Source organism: Borrelia maritima, assembly GCF_008931845.1.
Taxonomy (GTDB): Bacteria; Spirochaetota; Spirochaetia; order Borreliales; family Borreliaceae; genus Borreliella; species Borreliella maritima.
Genome location: NZ_CP044535.1, coordinates 22,113 through 39,641, shown reverse-complemented (window position 1 = coordinate 39,641; position 17,529 = coordinate 22,113). Strand labels below are relative to the sequence as shown.

The window sequence follows — 17,529 nt, the reverse complement described above, 5'->3', positions numbered from 1 at the left end:
TAGTTAAATTATTAGTATTCTTACTTATTAAGGGTTTTTTATGCGAAAAAGAAGTAGAAAAGTCAAAGGTGATTTAGTTGTACTTGAATCGAAAGAAAAAAAAATTGGTATATGGGGTATTTTTGCTCTTATTTTAATTGTTTTTGGATTTATTATTGCGCCTTTGCTTCCAGGAATTTTTGATAATGCACATTCATCTGGCTTAAAATTTGGTTCTTATAAAGGCCAGCCTATTTACTATAAAAAAGATAGTAAGTTTGCCAAGTATGTTAATTATTATTCAAATCTTTATTCTAGATTACAGGGAAATGCTAAGAATATTAATGTAGATTATAATGCCTGGTATTTGGCATTTATGAAATATGTTGAGGATATTGCTTTTCTTGACTTAATAAAAAAATATAATTTTTATATTTCTAAGGAAACCTTGAATAAAAATTTACTCAGATCTCCTGAATATTTGGATTCTAGCGGGAATTTTAGTTCCAAAAGATATAATAAAGCTTCTGATTATCAAAAAGTTAAGATTTATAATGATATGGTAGAAAATATATTGTTTTCCAATGTGAAAATTTTTTTAAATAGTAATTTAATATTTCCCGATTCTCTTTTTAATCTAATTAAAGATATGAGTACTGTAGAAAGGCATATTTCATATCTTTCTCTTTCTTATCAAGATTTTTCTAATCAAGAGGCAATATTTTATGCTGAGAAAAATTTAAATTTATTTAAGCGTTTATCGCTTGCATCTATTCGGTTTAAAAATATGAATGATGCTAGGAATGCTCATGATAAGTTATTAAATAAAGCTCCATTTGAAGAGCTTGCTAAGCTTTATTCAGATGATATTGCCAATTTTAAAGGTGTTGTTTCTTTGGATAAGCATTATTTTGATTTAGATCTTATTATTGAAAATAAAGAAGACCTAAATTCTATTTTTTCTTTAAGAGAAGGAGAATTTAGCAAACCTATTAAGACTAAAAATAAAAGTGAATATCAAATATATAAGGCATTTAGCAATGTTCATGATTTTGATAAAACCTCAGATAGCGATATTAGTTCTGTTAAAAATTATATTGAAACTTATGAACCAAGTGTTATTGAGGGTTATTTGGAAAATAAGCTAAATGATTTTCTAAGTGATGTTAAGCTTAGCAGTTTAAGCCAAGCTCTTGAAAAATATAGGTTAAGTTTTAAAGAAGAAATTGTTAATTTATCTTATAATATTAATATTTATCCGAATACTTTAAAAGATTTGGTTGAGTTTAATAATAGTAAGTCTTTTTATAATATTATTTTTGGATTGAAAGAAAATTCTTGGTCCAAGCCTTTTGCAGCTAATAAAAAAGTTTATTTATTTTTACTTAATTCAGCTAAAAAAGGATCTAATCAGTTCAAAGAAGAGATCAAAAATGAAAAACTTCTTGAAAATTTCAATATTGCAAATAGTGGTTTGATTACAGATTTTTTATTGAATAAAAAAGATTTTGTTAATAATTTTAATGAATCGTTTTTTGCTTTACAAAACTTTAGTCAGAACTAAAAAATAAATCTATGATAAAAGTTTTATTTGCTGGTGTAATTAATATTCTTAATAAAAAATTAATTTGGTTTTATAGATTTTTGTTTTTTTTCTTTTTTTTTATACTATTTGCTTGTTCTAAAGTAAGTAAAGATTTCATTGTTTTTAATAAAGATGTGAAATCTGCTTCCAAGATCGATAATCTAAATTCTAATGTTTTGGAAATTAACAAAATGGAAGATTTTTTTGGATCTATTATAGATTTAAAAGGTTATAAAATTCTTGCAGTTCAGCAAGAAAATTTAAATTTAGATGTTTATTTTGAACAGGTGGTTTTAGCTCAAAATTTTTCAAATCTTAATGCGTATTTATTTATTATTGGTTTTGATCCTAAAATTAAAGTTGGAACGATTCTTTTTAAAACTCAAATAGATATTGACCCAAAAAATTCTTATAACATGTATCTTGAGGATATTACAGGTGATTATGATTTTAATATAGTTGTTCAAGGATTTTTAAAAGATAAATCTGTTTTGTATGTTTTTCAAAAATCTGTGTTAAATGATGTCTCTTCTTATAAGCCTATATTTTTTGACAAAGTTAATGGAACTGTTCTTATCAATAAGTATACAAGATCCTCAGCTTATGAAGAAAATAGATCAAGAGAAAGTTATCCTATTTCTTTAGAAAAATATGAAAAAGTGGGAGAAGATTTAATAATTAGCAAGATTGAGAAATATGAATATTCTCATGCTCAGGGCAAATATTATCTTTCTTCTGTTAGTGAAAAAGTTGGCAAGATTGATAATAATGTTTATAAAACTTTAAAGAATTTAAGTAAAGATGAAGTTTATAGATTTTTGCACGGAGTTTGGTACGACGTTCATGATTATAATAAAAAACAGGACAAAGATATTGATGAAGTTTTATTCTTATCTTTTGAAAAGCAATCAAGTGAGATTAATCTTTTTAGAAAAAATTCTCAAGAAGTTGCAAAGATTAAATATATTTCAAAGCCAGCTTATAATACTCTTAATGTTAGTGCAAAGTCTCTTTTCTCAGATTTGATAGTTTACAATTTTTGGATAAAAATTGTAGATAAAGAAAACATTGAAATCAAAATTGATACTAGTACTAATTCTTATGATAATAGTGGATTTTCAGGCGCATTTAAAAGATTTGATGAGAATGTATTGAATCTTGAAAAAAGGGGTAATAATAATATTTATTTTATTCCTAATGGGAATTACGTGTATAAGGACAAAATTTATGATTTTTCTTATCCCCATTTAACTTATATTGATGAGAATAAAATTTATTATGGTATTTTTAATATTTTCCCTTTAAAAAATAATTATGTTCTTGAATATGAAATTGATATGGGCAATTACAAGCTCGTTGAATCTTTTTTCCTTGAGCATAACGAGAGAGTTGTTCAAAAGCAAAAATTTTCTACAATTATTTTAAATCCTATTAAAATTTTAAAAGATGATGTAAGCTTACTTAAAGGGCAAAAATTAAAACTTGAACGAATAGAAAAAATAGGATAATAATTTTAATGAAAATATTGAGAAGTCTTATAACTTATGTTAATGTTTTATTTTTCTTTTTGATTTTAATTTTTTTTTTATATCCTTTTTACTTAGTTTGTAAAATTTTTTTACTTGAGCGTTATGTTATTAGATTCAGCTTCGTTATGATGCGGGTCTGCATTAAGATTAGCTTATGGCTTGCTGGAATTAAAGTTGTTGTTACAGGTTCTGAGAATATTCCCCTCCAAAAAGGCAATGTAATAATAATGGGAAATCATATTGCGGCTATGGATCCTTTAATTTTTATTTATACTTTTGCAAGTCCGTTTGTAATATTGGCAAAGCATTCATTGCTTAGAGTTCCTTTTTTGAATATTGTTTTGATTGTTATGGGCACTATTTTTGTTAATAGAAAGAGAATAAGATCTGCTGCAGCAGCTGAGGTTAGGGCAATAAAGGTTATGAAAGAGGGTAGATCCATTGGAATTTTTCCTGAAGGGACTAGAAATAGAGGGGGAGATACTAAAGTTTTTAAAAAGGGTGCATTTAAGATGGCATTAAAGACGGGAACATCTATTCTTCCTGTTACTCTTTGTAATACTAATAACTTTTTTATTAAAAATATTATTTTTAATTCTGGACTATCTGTTTATATTCATATCCATCCTTTGGTAGATATTTTATCCTTAAGTGAATATGAAAAAGATAATCTTGCTAGTATTATTAGAGATCAAATAGTTAAAAAGCTTGAAACTATTAAAATTTAATTTATAAAGCAAGGATTTAGATGAATACTCAAAATTATGATGAAAGCAAAATAATCACTCTCTCTTCTCTTGAGCACATCAGATTAAGATCTGGTATGTATATTGGGCGTTTAGGAGATGGTTCTAATATTGATGATGGTATTTACATTTTAATTAAAGAGATAATAGACAATTCAATTGATGAGTTTATTATGGGATACGGAAATGAAATTTTTATAAAAAAAGAAAACAATCTTATTACTATTAGGGATTACGGAAGAGGAATTCCTCTTGGAAAAGTTGTTGAGAGCGTTTCAGTTATTAATACTGGAGCCAAGTATAATGATGATGTTTTTCAATTTTCTGTAGGTCTTAATGGGGTTGGAACTAAGGCGGTTAATGCTTTAAGTTCAAAATTTTTGGTAAGATCAACAAGGAATGGTAAATCTTTTGAGGCTTTGTTTTCTAAGGGAAATTTATTGGAATCTAGAGAAGTAAAATCTTCTGATAAAGATGGTACTTATGTTGAGTTTTTAGCAGATTCAGAAATATTTGGAAAATATTCTTACAGTGAAGATTTTCTAAAGAGAAGATTTTTCCATTATGCTTGTTTGAATAAAGGACTTATAATAAACTATAATGGTCAAATTTTTGAATCTAAAAATGGGCTTTTAGATTTTTTGAATTCAGAAATTAAAAGTGATGATTTGCTTTATGATGTTGTTTACTATTCTAGTAAAACCTTAGAATTTGCTTTTTCTCATACAAATAATTACGGCGAGACTTATTTTTCATTTGTTAATGGGCAATATACCAACGATGGAGGCACTCACCAGACTGGTTTTAGAGAGGGCTTTGTAAGAGCTATTAACGATTTCCTTAAAAAAACATATTCCTCAACAGATGTTAGGGAGGGACTTGTTGCAACTCTTTCTGTTAAAATTAAGGACCCAATATTTGAAAGCCAAACTAAGAATAAACTTGGAAATATTGAAACTAGAGGCAATGTTGCAAAGGAAGTTCAGAAGGTAATTTCTGAGATTTTGTATAAAGATAAAACACTTGCGAAATTGATTGAAAAAAAAGTAGTTGACAATGAGCGACTTAGAAAAGAACTAAGTAGTGTAAGAAAAGAGGCAAGAGAGAGAGCAAAAAAAATATCTTTCAAAATTCCAAAACTTAAGGATTGTAAATTTCATTTTAATGGCAACAGTAGTCATTCAGAGCAAACCATGATCTTCTTGACAGAAGGAGACTCTGCAACAGGTTCAATGGTGTCTTGTAGAGATGTTTATACTCAGGCTATATTTTCTCTTAGAGGGAAACCTCAAAATATGTTTGAAAAAAATAAATCTGAAATATACAAAAATGAAGAGCTTTATAATATGATGGTAGCTCTTGGCATTGAGGAATCAATTGAAAATTTGAGGTACAATAAGGTTGTAATAGCAACCGATGCAGATTTTGATGGATTTCATATTAGAAATTTGTTGTTAACTTTTTTCTTGACTTTTTTTGAAGATTTAATTTTAAATGGGCATATGTATATTTTAGAAACTCCTCTTTTTAGGGTTAGAAATAGAAAAGTCACAATTTATTGTTATTCTGAGGAAGAAAAGCAAAAAGCCATTCTTGAGCTTAAGGGAGGATGCGAAGTAACAAGATTTAAGGGTCTTGGTGAAATTTCTCCAAATGAATTTAAAGGTTTTATTGATATTAGTAGCATTAAACTTACAAAAGTGGATCTTTTTAATATTAAAGAAATAAAAGAGAAGTTAGCTTTTTATATGGGGCAAAATACTCCTGAGAGGCGGAATTTTATTATGGAGAATTTAATTTAATGGATATTAGAACTGTTCTTAAAGATAATTTTTTACAATATTCATCTTATGTTATTAAAGACCGTGCTATTGCTAGTGTTGTTGATGGATTTAAACCAGTTCAAAGGAGAATCATACATTCTCTTTTTGAAATGCATGATGGCAATTTTCATAAAGTTGCAAACGTTGTTGGCAATACAATGAAATACCACCCCCATGGGGATGCGTCAATTTATGAGGCTCTTGTTAATATTGCTAATAAGGATCTGTTTATTGAAAAGCAGGGCAATTTTGGTAATTTGTTTACAGGCGATCCTGCTTCTGCTTCTAGGTATATTGAATGCAGATTAACGCCCTTAGCTTTTGATGTTCTTTACAGCAAAGAAATAACAGTTTATGAATCTTCTTATGATGGAAGAAATAATGAACCTTTGCTTTATCCTGCAAAAATTCCTGTTATTTTAATTCAGGGAAGTGAGGGAATTGCTGTTGGAATGGCAGCCAAAATTTTACCTCATAACTTTAATGAGATTTTAAATGCAGTAAAAAGTGAGCTTCTTGGAGAGAATTACGATATTTATCCCGATTTCCCAACAGGAGGAATAGTTGATGTTAATGAATATGCTGATGGTAATGGCAAAGTTTTAGTTAGAGCTAAAATTGAAACTGTAGATGAAAAAACAATTGTAATAAGGGAACTACCTTTTGGGGAGACTACTGAGAGTTTAATATCTTCGATTGAGAAAGCGATTAGAAAAAATTATATTAAAGTTTCAAGTATTAATGATTTTACTGCTGAAAATGTGGCTATAGAGTTATCTTTGCCCAGAGGTGTTTATGCAAGTGAAGTGATTGAGAAGTTATATCATTATACAAATTGTCAGATATCAATTTCTGTTAATTTATTGTTGCTTAACGATAGGTATCCTGTTGTTTATACTATTAAAGATCTTATTAAGTTTCATGCAGCCAATCTTCAAAAAATTTTAAAAATGGAGCTTGAATTACAAAAAAGCAAGGTTCTTGAAAAAATATTTTATAAAACATTGGAACAAATTTTTATTGAAAAAAAGATTTATAAACTTCTTGAAACAATTTCTAAAGAAGAAAATATTGCAAGCGTAATATTGTCAGAAGTTTTAAGGTATAAAGATTCTTTTTCAAGGGAAGTTTTCAAAGAAGATGTTGAAAATTTACTTAAGATTCCAATTAGAAAAATAAGTCTTTTTGATATTGATAAGAATTCCAAAGATATTAAAATTTTAAATAAAGAATTAAAGAGTATAAATAGCAATATTTCTTCAATAAGAGGATATTCAATAAACTTTATTGATCTATTACTTGCAAAGTATTCTAAAGAGCATCAAAGGAAGACTGAAATTTCTTTAATAAAATCAAAAAATGTAAAAGAAATAGCTACGAAGAATATGAAGGTTTATTTAAATTTAGCAGAAGGTTTTGTAGGAACTAGTCTTTTTGATGGTGAATTCATTGGAAATGCTAGCTATTATGATAAAGTGCTAGTTTTTAAGAAAAAAAGTTATATTCTTAAAAATATTGAAGACAAGACATTTATAGATAAAAAGAATGTATGTGCTTTAGTTTATGATGTAAATAGTTCAAAAGAACAAATATTTTCAATAATTTATTATAATAAGCTTGATAATTTTTATTATGTTAAAAGATTTAAAATAGATAAATTTATTACAGACAAAGTCTATGAATTTTTAGGAGAAAATGATGAATTTGTTGATTTTTCATTGAGTCCTGAATTTGTAGAATTTTCGACAAATAAAGACATTGTTAAAAGAATTGAGATTGCTAATTTTATGGTCAAATCAAGAAGCTCTATTGGGAAGCGAATTTCAAATAACAATTTGAAAAAAGTTAAATTTAAATAATAGAAATAATGTTTTAAAAACCTTTTTTAAATTTCATTAATATGCTACCATAGTACCAGTTTTAATAAAGGGGTTTTTATGAATAAATTTTTAATTTTCGTTTTGTTAACCTTTTGTGCTTTTTCTAGCTTTGCTCAAGCTGATGATTCTAAAAGTACTTTTAATCTTGGGGCAGGAGAAAAACTTTTAGCTTATGAAACTAGCAAGAAAGATCCTATTGTGCCATTTTTATTGAACCTTTTTTTAGGTTTTGGAATTGGTTCTTTTGTTCAAGGAGATATTCTTGGAGGTTTTCTTATTCTTGGATTTGATGCGGTTGGTATAGGGCTAATATTTACAGGAGCTTATTTAGATATCAAAGCTTTTGAGAATAATACTAAAAAAGCTGCTTTTCAATGGACTTGGGGTAAGGGAGTTATGTTAGCGGGTGTGGTTACTATGGCTGTAACAAGATTGACAGAAATTATTCTTCCATTTACATTTGCTAATAGTTATAATAAAAAATTGAAAAATAGTCTTAACATAGCTTTTGGAGGATTTGAGCCTAGTTTTGATATTAGCATGGGCCAAGCTAGTGCTCTTGGGTTTGAACTATCTTTCAAGAAAAGTTATTAATTTTATTTATTATGAAAATGAGTGATTGCAATCTTGTATTGTGATTGCTCATTGTAATTTAAAATTAGAGTTTTATTTGTATTTTATCTCTCTACTAATGTCTTTTTTTATGCTTTTTTGTTTTAGTATTTCTCTTTTATCATACAATTTTTTTCCCCTGCATATTCCAACTTCTACTTTAATTATCGATTTTTTTAAATAAAAACTAATAGGAATTAAAGTATATCCTTCTTTTTCTTTAAATTTTTTTAGCCTTTGTAATTCTCTTTTTTTGATTAGAAGTTTTCGGGGTCTTAATTCGTCATGATTGAAGATATTTCCTTCTTTATATTTTGACACGTGTAAGTTTTCAAGCCATAATTCTTCTTTTTTTATACTTGCGAAGCTATTGTTAAATGATAATTTTTTTGCCTTTATTGATTTTACTTCAGTTCCTTGTAGCACTATTCCGCAACTTATTTTTTCTTCAATAAAGTAATTGAATTTTGCCTTTTTATTTTCAAGAATCAAAGTGTTTGTATTCAAGCCTATTCCTTCTATTCCTTTGATACAATCAATCTAAAACCAATGTTTGGAGAGCTCCAATTTTTTAAAAAAGAAGCCTTAGTTGATGGATTTAATAAATTATTATTTTTATGAGAATATGTTCTAATCTCTGTTATCAATGAATAAAAATTTGAATTTTCGTTATAAAAATTTCTTTCATTTTTAAATATTGCAATATCGTTAAAAGACGAATTTTGCATTAAATTCCAAAATCCAACTTTTTTTGATATTTCATTAATATTTAATGGGTTTTTGTTTGGTTCTTTCTGGTACAATTCCCATTCTTGTGATATGGGTAGTCTTGCTTTAAATCCCTTGGGAAGTTTTTTAGAGTACCAGTTGGCATATTCTATTGCTGAGAAATAAGATATTCCCGTAATAGCTTCATTTAAGCCTATTTGATTAAAATTTTTAAGATAATTTTCATCTACAAGTTGTGCTTTTATTAAATTTTCTTTGTTATTTGCTGCCCATTTTGGATTTTCTTTTAAAAAATCCTGATACTCATATTTTGTAACATTTTGCTCTTGAATAAGAAATTCTTTTATGCTATAGATAGATTTTAGTGAAATATTTTTTGAATCTAATTCATAATTTTGAGTTTTTTCGATTTTATTTGAATTTATTTTTTTAAATCCAGGTAACTTTATATTAATTTTTTCATTTTTAGAAATTAATTGAATGTTTTCATTGTCTAGAGTTTTGATTAATGTTTTAATCCAAGATTCATTTTTTGTTAGCATTTTTTGATCTTCGTCTAAATTTTCTAAAAACCAAAAGATAGCTCTATTTTCTAAGTCAAAATTTGTTTTTAAGGAGCTCCATATTTCCTCTTGATTATTATTGTTTTTGTCTATTGAATACACAGTTTTGTATGAATTTAGAAAATCTTTAAACATTTCTATTGAATTTAAGTAAGGTATGGAATCTTTTAGAAATTTTTTAATGTATTCGGGATGTTCTTTTAGCTCGCTAGATATTAATGAAAATACAGGAATTAGTTTTGTATTTTCATTAATATTTTTTATTTTTACCATTACAGAGAGCTCTTTTTGTCTTTGTTTAATGATTTTTTCAGGATCAACTAATTCCAAATTTATTTGCAAATTGTAGCTTCCAAAAAATTTGTTGTTAATTTTTATTTTTTGTTCGTAGGTTTTAAATCCCATTCTTTTTGCTTTAATAATTCCTTCAGTGGTATTTATATATTTATTAATTGGAGTTCTTCCAATATATTTTTCGTTTAAATAGATGTAAGTGTTTGCGATATTAGAATCTATTTTTAAATATGCTCCCGGATTTTTAAATTTGGGTATGATTATTAAAATTGATATTAAACTTAGAAGTAGTATTATTATTGTAAGAAATACGTAAACTTTAGGTCCTATTCCTAGAATTGGCTTTAATTTAACTTCAAAAAGCTCAATATTTGAATTATCGTCGACTTCTTTCATCTTTTAAAGTATAGAAAAGTATTTAAATAAGTGTCAATATTTTGTATGATTTAATTCTTGAGGTTAGATTATGCATTTAAAAAGATTGGATAAATTTGCATCTTTTTTGGTATGTCTTGTTGAAAAATACTTGACATATCGAAAAAGAAAAAAGTATTTTTGCAAGTTAAGGGCAAAGAAACGAGGATTTTTGCTTAACTTTTTATTTGATTTTTTAGCAGCAGCAATTTTTGTACTGGCAATAAATCAGTATTTTGTTCAAGCTTATAAAATACCATCAGGTTCAATGGAAAATACTCTTCAAATAGGAGATTTTTTGTTTGTAGATAAATTTTCTTACGGTCCCGAACTTTTACCTGGATTATTTAAGATTAATGGTTTTAAAACTCCAGAAGAATCCGATATTATTATTTTTGAAAATCCAGAATATAAATCAAAGGGTGTTTTTTTTGATATCTTTCAAAGAATACTTTACATGTTAACGCTATCTTTTGTTGATCTTGATAGAGATGAATACGGCAATCCTAGTGTTAGATTTCTTGTAAAAAGGGGTGTATTTACAGACGGTAAAATTGTTAGATTTAATAGCGGGAAAGCTTATATTAAAAGAGAAGGTGAAGAGAATTTTATTTTAGAAGATTCTTATTGGGATTTGGTTGATCAAAGTTTTAATATTAAAAAAATTGTAGCAAATGAGGACTACGAGATTTATGGTGATTTTGCTATGTTTATTGCTCTGCGCCAGTTAAATATAAATTTAAGTAGTACTCCCGATTTCTCATTTTTTGATGTTAGAGTGATTGATAGGTTTGAGCTTGAGAGATTGGAATATAAGTATTTATCTGCTTTTATGCCCTATGTTGATTATTATATAGAAAAAGCTATAATAAGGGATTATGGGATTTATGTTCCTTATGGGTATGTTTTGCCAATTGGAGACAATAGAGACAATTCTCATGATGGTCGATTTTTTGGAGTAATCAATAAAGATAAGGTGCTTGGCAGAACCCTAATAATATATCTTCCATTTTCTAGGGTAGGATTTATTTAAAGTGGCCCGATATTTAACCTTTGAACAAAGACTTTTTAAAAAAAAGCAAAGAAAAATTTTTTTAAAATATGTTTTAGCATTTTTAATATTAAATTTTTTTTTCACAAAGTTTGTTTTGCAAGTTTTTATAATTAAAGGTAATGAGATGTTGCCAACAATAACACGAAATGCTAGTTTATTTTTTGTTGCAACACATATAACATCTTTTTTTGTTCCCTTAAAAATGAATGATATTGTTCTTTATGAAGATTTTAGATTAAGTAATAATTTTTTATTAACTTTAATAAAAGATTTCTTTTTTTTAAATAAAATTTTTAAAAAAGCAAGCTATAAGGTGTCAAGAATAGCGGCTGTTCAGGGCGATTCTGTGTATGTTAGAGGTTTAAATGTTTTAGTAAATAAAAAGGATACAAATTTTTTTTATTTGAATGGCAATTTAGTTAGTTATTATAAGTTAAATGATTTTTTTAATACAGATGAAGTGGTTAAATGTTTTATTTTGAAAAAAAATGAAATTTTTTTATTAAATGACAATTTAAGTGTTTTAAATGATTCTAGAATATTTGGACCGATTAATAAAAATGCTATTATTTCTTTTTTGGCCTTTAAAGTAGTGGAATATAAGATTGTTAAATAAAATTTTTGTTGATGCTGATTCTTGTAATTTTAAGATAATAAAATTTTTACAAAACTTTATTAGAAACTACAATAAATCAAAACTTATTGTAGTTTCTAATAAAGTTTTGAATTTGGAAGAAGCAGAAAATGTTGTTTTAGAAGTGGTAGATAATGTTGATGCATTTATTTTGAATTTAGCAGATAGGTACAGTCTTGTTATTACTCGAGATATTTTTTTTGCTAAACTTCTTTTAGATATTGAAACCAAGGTCATGAATGATGAAGGCCAAATTTTTAATATAAATAATATAAATTATTTATGTTTTAGGTCTAAGATTAATCTTAATTTGAAAATTAAGATTAAAAAATATTATGATCTAGATTTTAATAAATCTAGATATGAGAAATTTATAACGAATTTTTATTCTTTATTCTTTAGTTAATTTTTTGTTTTCCAATTTCCACAATCCTTTACCTTGAGTTAGTATATAAATTGTGTTGTTTGATACAGGAATAATATCGTTAAGACCCGTTTTGCTTAACTGAGAACCGTTATAAGCTCCAGGTTCTACAGATTTTGAGGGTCCTTGTAAAGCAAAAACTCCTTCTTTATTTTTTTTAAATTCTGCAAACCCATTATTACTTCCGATTAATATTGCATCATTAAATTCTCTTGCAAAGTAGCTGTTAAATTCGCCTACTTCGTCTTGAATGAATATTGGTGTTGTGTAATTATTTACACTTGAATACACTTTAAATTTTGTTTCTAAATTATTATAACCACCAGTCATTACTAAGATTTCAGAAAAACCTCTAATGTTTGTTTTAATAATAGGCATTATTTCTTTTGCTTGTTGATAGTCTATGCTTTTATATGTATTGTTATTTATTTGCCATATTTTAAGTGAATTTCCTGTAATTAAGTTATTTTCATTTGATATTTGATAAAATTTGTCATTTTTATTAGCTTGTGATGGTGTTTTATCCATGCCTTCTAGATCAAAAATTCTCTCTTGCTTGTTTTTGTCTATAGCTAAAATATATGCTTCTTTTACACCATCTTTGCCCACAGATTTTAAAAATTTATATGCTTTTAATGGTTTTTTAAATTTTAATTTCCAATCTTTTCCATTTAGTTCACAAACCTCTAGTTCTGCTTTTTTGTTTTGCGCTAAAAGATAGGTTTTTCCAGATACATTTACAATGTCATTTATAAATTCATAAGAATTGCTTAAATCAATTTTTTCAATCTTGCCGTTTTCTTTTTTAAATAAATGCATAGCTGCAATGTAGAGAGTTTCTCCTACTAGAGAGATTCCTATTGGACTTGAACTGCCCAAAATATTATATTCATGGTTTATTTTTTGCAGATTTCCTAATTGGGAAAATATAGATTCGCTTGAGCATGCTAGTAGTAAAAATATTAATAGGTTTAAAATTAATCTTTTTTTAAAATAGTTTTCATATTTTTGTTTCATTTTCATCCTACAATTTATTTACATTTACTGTAACTGATAATGATATAAGTGCAAAATGTGCCATTTTAGCAGAATTCCCAAATTCAAACATCATCCACCAAGATGCTGTTGTTCCAAAAGACCATTTATAGTTAAAGTTCCACAAAATTCCAGATCCAAAAGAGATTGTAGGGAGTGCATCAAAAGTTCTTAAGTTTGTAATGTTGTTATTTCTATCTCCATATGTATTAAGAGAAAACCCTACATTTGTGAAAACTGGAATTTGAAATAATTCTCCTATATCAAATATATAGTTTACTGAAAATGTAATAGGCACACTATAAAAAATTTTGCCTACACTGGAATCTGGATTTAATATATTAAAAGAATGGTTAATGTCAAAGTTAAACATATATCTTAACTCAAGTCCAATTGCTAAATTGTTTAGAATATGGTACTGATATTTGATTGCTCCAATTCCTCCGGGATATAAATTAGTAGAATAAGCTCTTGATAAGTCATTGTAAAAGATAGGCACTCCAACGCTTAAATCTATTCCTAAAGTAGAGTTTGTATGCCTATCAATATTAGCTGCGGCTTCAACTTTTTTTGTGTTTACACTAATTAACAAGATTGCAATTAGTGTAAAATAAAGGTATTTTTTCATTATTCTCCATTCTTTTAAAATTATTATCTTTGTTTATTATAGTTGAAAATAAATTTAATTACAATTTGAATTTAGCAGTTTAGCTTTTCTTATATCGACAATCTAAGTATAATATTAGGGTAATCTTGTTAGGTTTAAGAGGTATATTTTGAATACTGTGTTTAATGGGAGGGATTTTGCAAATAAGTATTATTTAATACTTAAAGAATTCTTAAAACAGTATGACTTGAGATATAAAATTGCATTAAAAGTTATTTTAGCAAATGATGAGCCTGCAAGCAAGCTTTATGTTTCAATTAAGAGTCGAGTTGCAAAAGAGATTGGCTTAAATGTTGAAGTGATTAAATTTTCTGCAAATTCTGTTCAAAGTGATATTTTAAAAGTAATTAATAGAGAAAATAAAAATTTAAGTACAGATGGAATTATTGTTCAATTGCCCTTTTTAGAAGGTATGGATTTAAATTCTATTTTAAATGGCATAGTTTCTTCAAAAGATGTTGATGGTTTGTCTTTTGTTAATTTGGGTAAAATGATTTTGGGTGATAAAAAAGGATTTATTCCTTGTACAGCTCTTGCTGTATTAAAGATTTTGCGAGATGAAGAGATAAAAACATCGGGGAAAACGGTTGTTGTAGTTGGCAGAAGTCCTCTTGTAGGAAGGCCTATTTCAATATTACTCTCGTCAAAGCCTTATGATGCAACTGTTATTACTTGTCACAGTAAAAGTATTTATCTAGATGTTTATTTAAGACAGGCTGATATTATTATTTCGGCTGTTGGTAAGCCCAAGTTGATAGATAAAAGTATGTTGAGTAGAAATCCTTATGTGATTGATATTGGTATTTCTGAAATTGAGACTAATAACGGAAAAATTCTCTCAGGCGATACAGATTTTGACAATATTAAAGATTGTGTTAAATTTATTACTCCTGTTAAGGGAGGAATAGGACCAGTTACAGTGCTTATGTTAATGTTTAATACAATTAAAGCTCATTTGATTAATAATAATATGCTTGATATTTTAGATAGACTGGAAAAATTATTGGAGGTGTAGATGTCTGGACATAGCAAATGGTCAACAATAAAGAGAAAAAAGGGCGCTCTTGATGCAAAGCGCAATAAAATTTTTACAAAGCTAATAAGAGAAATAACTATTGCAGCTAAAATTGGAGGGGGAGATATTGATTCTAATCCGAGACTAAGAGTTGCCGTTAATAAGGCCAAAGTTGCCAATATGCCAAAAGATAATATTGAGAAGGCAATAAAAAAGGGTATTGGTGGCAATGAAGGGGTTGAATATTTTGAAGTCACTTATGAGGCTTATGCTCCTTATGGAGTAGCATTAATGATTAAATGCCTAACGGACAATAAAAACAGAACTTCTAGCGATGTGAAAAGTGTTCTTGCAAAAGGTGGGGGATCTCTTGGTGCTCCAGGTTCAGTTTCATATATGTTCTACAGAAAGGGTCTAATTGTTTACAACTTAGAAAAATATCTTGAGGATGAAATAATGGAGCTTGCATTAGAAGTTGGTGCTGAAGATATTTTAGTTTCAAATAATGAAGCAGAAGTTATAACAAGTCCTGATGATTTTGATAAAGTCTTATCTTTTTTAAAGCCTGAATTTAAAGAAGAGGTTGCAGAGATAGCTTTAATTCCTGAAAATAAAATTTCTTTAAACAAAGAGCAAGCAGAAAAAATAATTCTTCTTGTTGAAAAGCTTGAAGACTTTGATGATGTTCAGGAAGTAATTCATAATTTAGAGATTCCGGAAGAATTAAGTTAGTTTTATTTAAGTTTTTTCGTAGTAAACTCTGTAAATTTTATTTCCAAAATCATCTGTAAAAAGAATTGAGCCGTCATAATATGTGGTTATATCAACAGGGCGCCCAAATTTAGAGTTGTCAGGTTTTAAAAATCCAGATAAAAAGACCTTATAATTTTTTGCTGTTCTGTTTTTAGAATCAATGTCTAGTGTAGTTATTTTGTAGCCAACAGGAGAAGATCTGTTCCATGAGCCATGTTCTGCTATGAATAATTTATTTATATATTCTTTTGGAAAGTTATTTTCTCGGTAAAAGTGTATTCCAAGTGGAGCTACATGTGCAGGAAGGTCATAAGTAGACGGAGTAAACTTAGTGTTTTTGGGTGCTTTGTTATAAAAATTGTAATTTTTTTGGTTTTTCCCATACACATATGGAAATCCAAAGTGTTCTTTATATTTGGTTATTAAATTTATTTCATCTGGAGGAATGTTGTCACCCAATCCGTCTTGACCATTGTCGCTAAAATATATTTCATTGCTAATTGGATGAAAATCAAATCCAACCGAGTTTCTTACTCCAAAAGCTATTATATCTTCTTTTTTTGTTTTTAAATCAATACTAAGGATTATTGCTTCTTTTTTTGGAGGAATTTTGACATTATGTTGGGATCCTATGTTTACTATTAATTTGTTATTTTTAGGATCCACTTTAATATAACGCCCTGAATGCATTTGAGAATTATTTTTTGGTAAAAATGCAAAAATTTGCATTTTCCATGTATAGTCTTTATCTGCTTTTATGCTTTTATTAATTTCTTCTTTTACATTTTCAACCACATATATTTTATCAACAGAAGATATATATAGTTTATTATCCCAATAAGCAATGCCAATGGGTTTTTGTAGGGTTTTAGCTATGGTATAAATTTTTTTGTTTTTTGTTACAAAGTATGCAAAATTACTCCCAGATCCTATGAATATGTTTCCATCTTGATCGCTTGTAATTCCCCTTGGTTTTTCAATTATATTTTTTAAAAAAATTTCGACTTTAAATCCATTTGGAACTTTTAGTGTGTTTGCCGTTTCTTCTGCTGCCATAGGTATAGATAAGATTAAAAAAATAGTTGTAATTAATTGAAAATAGGTATTTAAAAATTGATTCTTCATTTAGTGCCCTTTTTTTATTTAAAATTCTTGCTTTAAATCGGATGTTTCTGTGTAATATAATTTAATTATATGATAAATAAGATTCATGGTAAAGTTATAGAAAAAAAAGAATCTAGTTTAATTTTAATGACCACTGTTTTTGAATTTGAGCTTTTAGTTAGTACATTTTGCCTTGCTAATTTTAGGTTGTCAGACAAGGTTGAGCTCTTTACTTATCTTTATATAAGAGAAAATGAATTAAAACTTTTTGGATTTTTGAATTCAGATGAAAGAGAGACTTTCAAAGGGCTTATTGGAGTAAGTGGAATAGGGCCAAGGGCTGCTTTAAGGGTGTTGTCTAATATAAGATATAATGAGTTTAAGGATGCTATTGATAGAGAAGATATTGAACTTGTTGCTAAAATTAAAGGCATTGGCAAAAAAATGGCTGGTAAAATGTTTTTACATCTTCAAGGTAAGCTTTTGATTAGTAATGAGCCTGAATCTAGTCTTTTTGGATTTAAAGAATTAGAAGAATCGATTGTTAGCATGGGATTTGACAGAAAAATTGTTAATAGCAAGCTTAAAGAAGCCTGTAATCTAACTGAATTTGCAAATTTAAAAGACTCTGAAAAGGAGCAATTTTTATTTAAGGAGGTTTTAAAAAGAATGACAAATTAATTATTGGT

General features: G+C 27.3%; 17 protein-coding genes. 12 read left to right on the top strand and 5 right to left on the bottom strand.

What is annotated here, in order from left to right:
• The first annotated feature begins 40 nt into the window (after positions 1 to 40).
• The 6 genes from DB723_RS00195 to DB723_RS00170 all read left to right on the top strand — a co-directional run bounded on the left by DB723_RS00195 (position 41) and on the right by DB723_RS00170 (position 8,136).
• Complete coding sequence (locus DB723_RS00195) at positions 41 to 1,543, top strand: peptidylprolyl isomerase (RefSeq protein WP_151551246.1); 1,503 nt, start codon at positions 41 to 43, stop codon at positions 1,541 to 1,543.
• Positions 1,544 to 1,554: 11 nt separating this feature from the next.
• Positions 1,555 to 3,072: a pallilysin-related adhesin gene (locus DB723_RS00190; protein ID WP_151551245.1), complete on the top strand. Its 1,518-nt coding sequence runs from the start codon at positions 1,555 to 1,557 to the stop codon at positions 3,070 to 3,072.
• A gap of 8 nt (positions 3,073 to 3,080) precedes the next feature.
• Complete coding sequence (locus DB723_RS00185; protein WP_151551243.1) at positions 3,081 to 3,821, top strand: 1-acyl-sn-glycerol-3-phosphate acyltransferase; 741 nt, start codon at positions 3,081 to 3,083, stop codon at positions 3,819 to 3,821.
• A gap of 20 nt (positions 3,822 to 3,841) precedes the next feature.
• A complete protein-coding gene (locus tag DB723_RS00180) occupies positions 3,842 to 5,641 on the top strand; it encodes a DNA topoisomerase IV subunit B (RefSeq protein ID WP_151551242.1) in 1,800 nt (599 codons plus the stop codon).
• Positions 5,641 to 7,521: a DNA topoisomerase IV subunit A gene (locus DB723_RS00175; protein WP_151551240.1), complete on the top strand. Its 1,881-nt coding sequence runs from the start codon at positions 5,641 to 5,643 to the stop codon at positions 7,519 to 7,521. The genes DB723_RS00180 and DB723_RS00175 overlap by 1 nt, the downstream gene beginning before the upstream one ends.
• Positions 7,522 to 7,599: 78 nt before the next feature.
• Positions 7,600 to 8,136 (top strand): P13 family porin, encoded by a 537-nt coding sequence (locus DB723_RS00170; RefSeq protein WP_151551239.1) that lies wholly within the window; start codon positions 7,600 to 7,602, stop codon positions 8,134 to 8,136.
• A 72-nt stretch (positions 8,137 to 8,208) separates the two neighbouring features.
• Here DB723_RS00170 and smpB read toward each other — a convergent pair whose 3' ends face one another.
• Positions 8,209 to 8,661, bottom strand: a complete 453-nt coding sequence (smpB, locus tag DB723_RS00165) for an SsrA-binding protein SmpB (protein WP_151551237.1) — start codon at positions 8,659 to 8,661, stop codon at positions 8,209 to 8,211.
• An 11-nt stretch (positions 8,662 to 8,672) separates the two neighbouring features.
• Positions 8,673 to 10,136, bottom strand: a complete 1,464-nt coding sequence (locus DB723_RS00160; RefSeq protein WP_151551235.1) for an SUMF1/EgtB/PvdO family nonheme iron enzyme — start codon at positions 10,134 to 10,136, stop codon at positions 8,673 to 8,675.
• 70 nt (positions 10,137 to 10,206) lie between these two features.
• On the opposite strand from DB723_RS00160, the gene lepB (DB723_RS00155) reads away from it, so the two are divergent.
• Genes lepB (DB723_RS00155) through DB723_RS00145 form a run of 3 tightly spaced genes read left to right on the top strand, consistent with a single transcriptional unit; the run spans position 10,207 to position 12,248 of the window.
• The gene (lepB, locus tag DB723_RS00155; RefSeq protein WP_151551233.1) at positions 10,207 to 11,187 is read left to right on the top strand and encodes a signal peptidase I; all 981 of its coding nucleotides are present in this window, start codon (positions 10,207 to 10,209) and stop codon (positions 11,185 to 11,187) included.
• A 1-nt stretch (position 11,188) separates the two neighbouring features.
• A complete protein-coding gene (gene lepB / locus DB723_RS00150; protein ID WP_151551231.1) occupies positions 11,189 to 11,824 on the top strand; it encodes a signal peptidase I in 636 nt (211 codons plus the stop codon).
• Positions 11,814 to 12,248 (top strand): DUF188 domain-containing protein, encoded by a 435-nt coding sequence (locus DB723_RS00145; RefSeq protein ID WP_151551229.1) that lies wholly within the window; start codon positions 11,814 to 11,816, stop codon positions 12,246 to 12,248. The genes lepB (DB723_RS00150) and DB723_RS00145 overlap by 11 nt, the downstream gene beginning before the upstream one ends.
• Here DB723_RS00145 and bamB read toward each other — a convergent pair.
• Both bamB and DB723_RS00135 read right to left on the bottom strand, forming a co-directional pair.
• A complete protein-coding gene (gene bamB / locus DB723_RS00140; RefSeq protein WP_151551227.1) occupies positions 12,234 to 13,283 on the bottom strand; it encodes an outer membrane protein assembly factor BamB in 1,050 nt (349 codons plus the stop codon). The genes DB723_RS00145 and bamB overlap by 15 nt on opposite strands.
• Before the next feature lie 7 nt (positions 13,284 to 13,290).
• Entirely contained in the window at positions 13,291 to 13,929 is a 639-nt protein-coding gene (locus DB723_RS00135) for a BB0027 family outer member beta-barrel protein (RefSeq protein WP_151551225.1), read from the bottom strand.
• Between the two features lie 148 nt (positions 13,930 to 14,077).
• Here DB723_RS00135 and DB723_RS00130 point away from each other — a divergent pair, with 148 nt between their 5' ends.
• Positions 14,078 to 14,983: a bifunctional 5,10-methylenetetrahydrofolate dehydrogenase/5,10-methenyltetrahydrofolate cyclohydrolase gene (locus DB723_RS00130; protein ID WP_151551223.1), complete on the top strand. Its 906-nt coding sequence runs from the start codon at positions 14,078 to 14,080 to the stop codon at positions 14,981 to 14,983.
• Positions 14,984 to 15,715, top strand: a complete 732-nt coding sequence (locus tag DB723_RS00125; protein ID WP_151551221.1) for a YebC/PmpR family DNA-binding transcriptional regulator — start codon at positions 14,984 to 14,986, stop codon at positions 15,713 to 15,715.
• Between the two features lie 6 nt (positions 15,716 to 15,721).
• On the opposite strand, the gene DB723_RS00120 is transcribed toward DB723_RS00125, so the two are convergent.
• Positions 15,722 to 16,861, bottom strand: a complete 1,140-nt coding sequence (locus DB723_RS00120) for a PQQ-dependent sugar dehydrogenase (RefSeq protein ID WP_151551219.1) — start codon at positions 16,859 to 16,861, stop codon at positions 15,722 to 15,724.
• 69 nt (positions 16,862 to 16,930) lie between these two features.
• On the opposite strand from DB723_RS00120, the gene ruvA reads away from it, so the two are divergent.
• Positions 16,931 to 17,521 carry a Holliday junction branch migration protein RuvA gene (ruvA, locus tag DB723_RS00115; RefSeq protein ID WP_151551218.1) on the top strand — a complete coding sequence of 197 codons (591 nt, stop codon included), beginning with the start codon at positions 16,931 to 16,933 and terminating at the stop codon, positions 17,519 to 17,521.
• Positions 17,522 to 17,529 lie beyond the last annotated feature (8 nt).

What these genes read in the sequence shown, in the direction of transcription:
- DB723_RS00195 (WP_151551246.1), top strand. Translation starts at nt 41, where the DNA reads ATGCGAAAAAGAAGTAGAAAAGTCAAAGGTGATTTAGTTGTACTTGAA.
- DB723_RS00190 (WP_151551245.1), top strand. Translation starts at nt 1,555, where the DNA reads ATGATAAAAGTTTTATTTGCTGGTGTAATTAATATTCTTAATAAAAAA.
- DB723_RS00185 (WP_151551243.1), top strand. Translation starts at nt 3,081, where the DNA reads ATGAAAATATTGAGAAGTCTTATAACTTATGTTAATGTTTTATTTTTC.
- DB723_RS00180 (WP_151551242.1), top strand. Translation starts at nt 3,842, where the DNA reads ATGAATACTCAAAATTATGATGAAAGCAAAATAATCACTCTCTCTTCT.
- DB723_RS00175 (WP_151551240.1), top strand. Translation starts at nt 5,641, where the DNA reads ATGGATATTAGAACTGTTCTTAAAGATAATTTTTTACAATATTCATCT.
- DB723_RS00170 (WP_151551239.1), top strand. Translation starts at nt 7,600, where the DNA reads ATGAATAAATTTTTAATTTTCGTTTTGTTAACCTTTTGTGCTTTTTCT.
- DB723_RS00160 (WP_151551235.1), bottom strand. Translation starts at nt 10,136, where the DNA reads ATGAAAGAAGTCGACGATAATTCAAATATTGAGCTTTTTGAAGTTAAA.
- lepB (WP_151551233.1), top strand. Translation starts at nt 10,207, where the DNA reads ATGCATTTAAAAAGATTGGATAAATTTGCATCTTTTTTGGTATGTCTT.
- bamB (WP_151551227.1), bottom strand. Translation starts at nt 13,283, where the DNA reads ATGAAACAAAAATATGAAAACTATTTTAAAAAAAGATTAATTTTAAAC.
- DB723_RS00135 (WP_151551225.1), bottom strand. Translation starts at nt 13,929, where the DNA reads ATGAAAAAATACCTTTATTTTACACTAATTGCAATCTTGTTAATTAGT.
- DB723_RS00125 (WP_151551221.1), top strand. Translation starts at nt 14,984, where the DNA reads ATGTCTGGACATAGCAAATGGTCAACAATAAAGAGAAAAAAGGGCGCT.
- DB723_RS00120 (WP_151551219.1), bottom strand. Translation starts at nt 16,861, where the DNA reads ATGAAGAATCAATTTTTAAATACCTATTTTCAATTAATTACAACTATT.
- ruvA (WP_151551218.1), top strand. Translation starts at nt 16,931, where the DNA reads ATGATAAATAAGATTCATGGTAAAGTTATAGAAAAAAAAGAATCTAGT.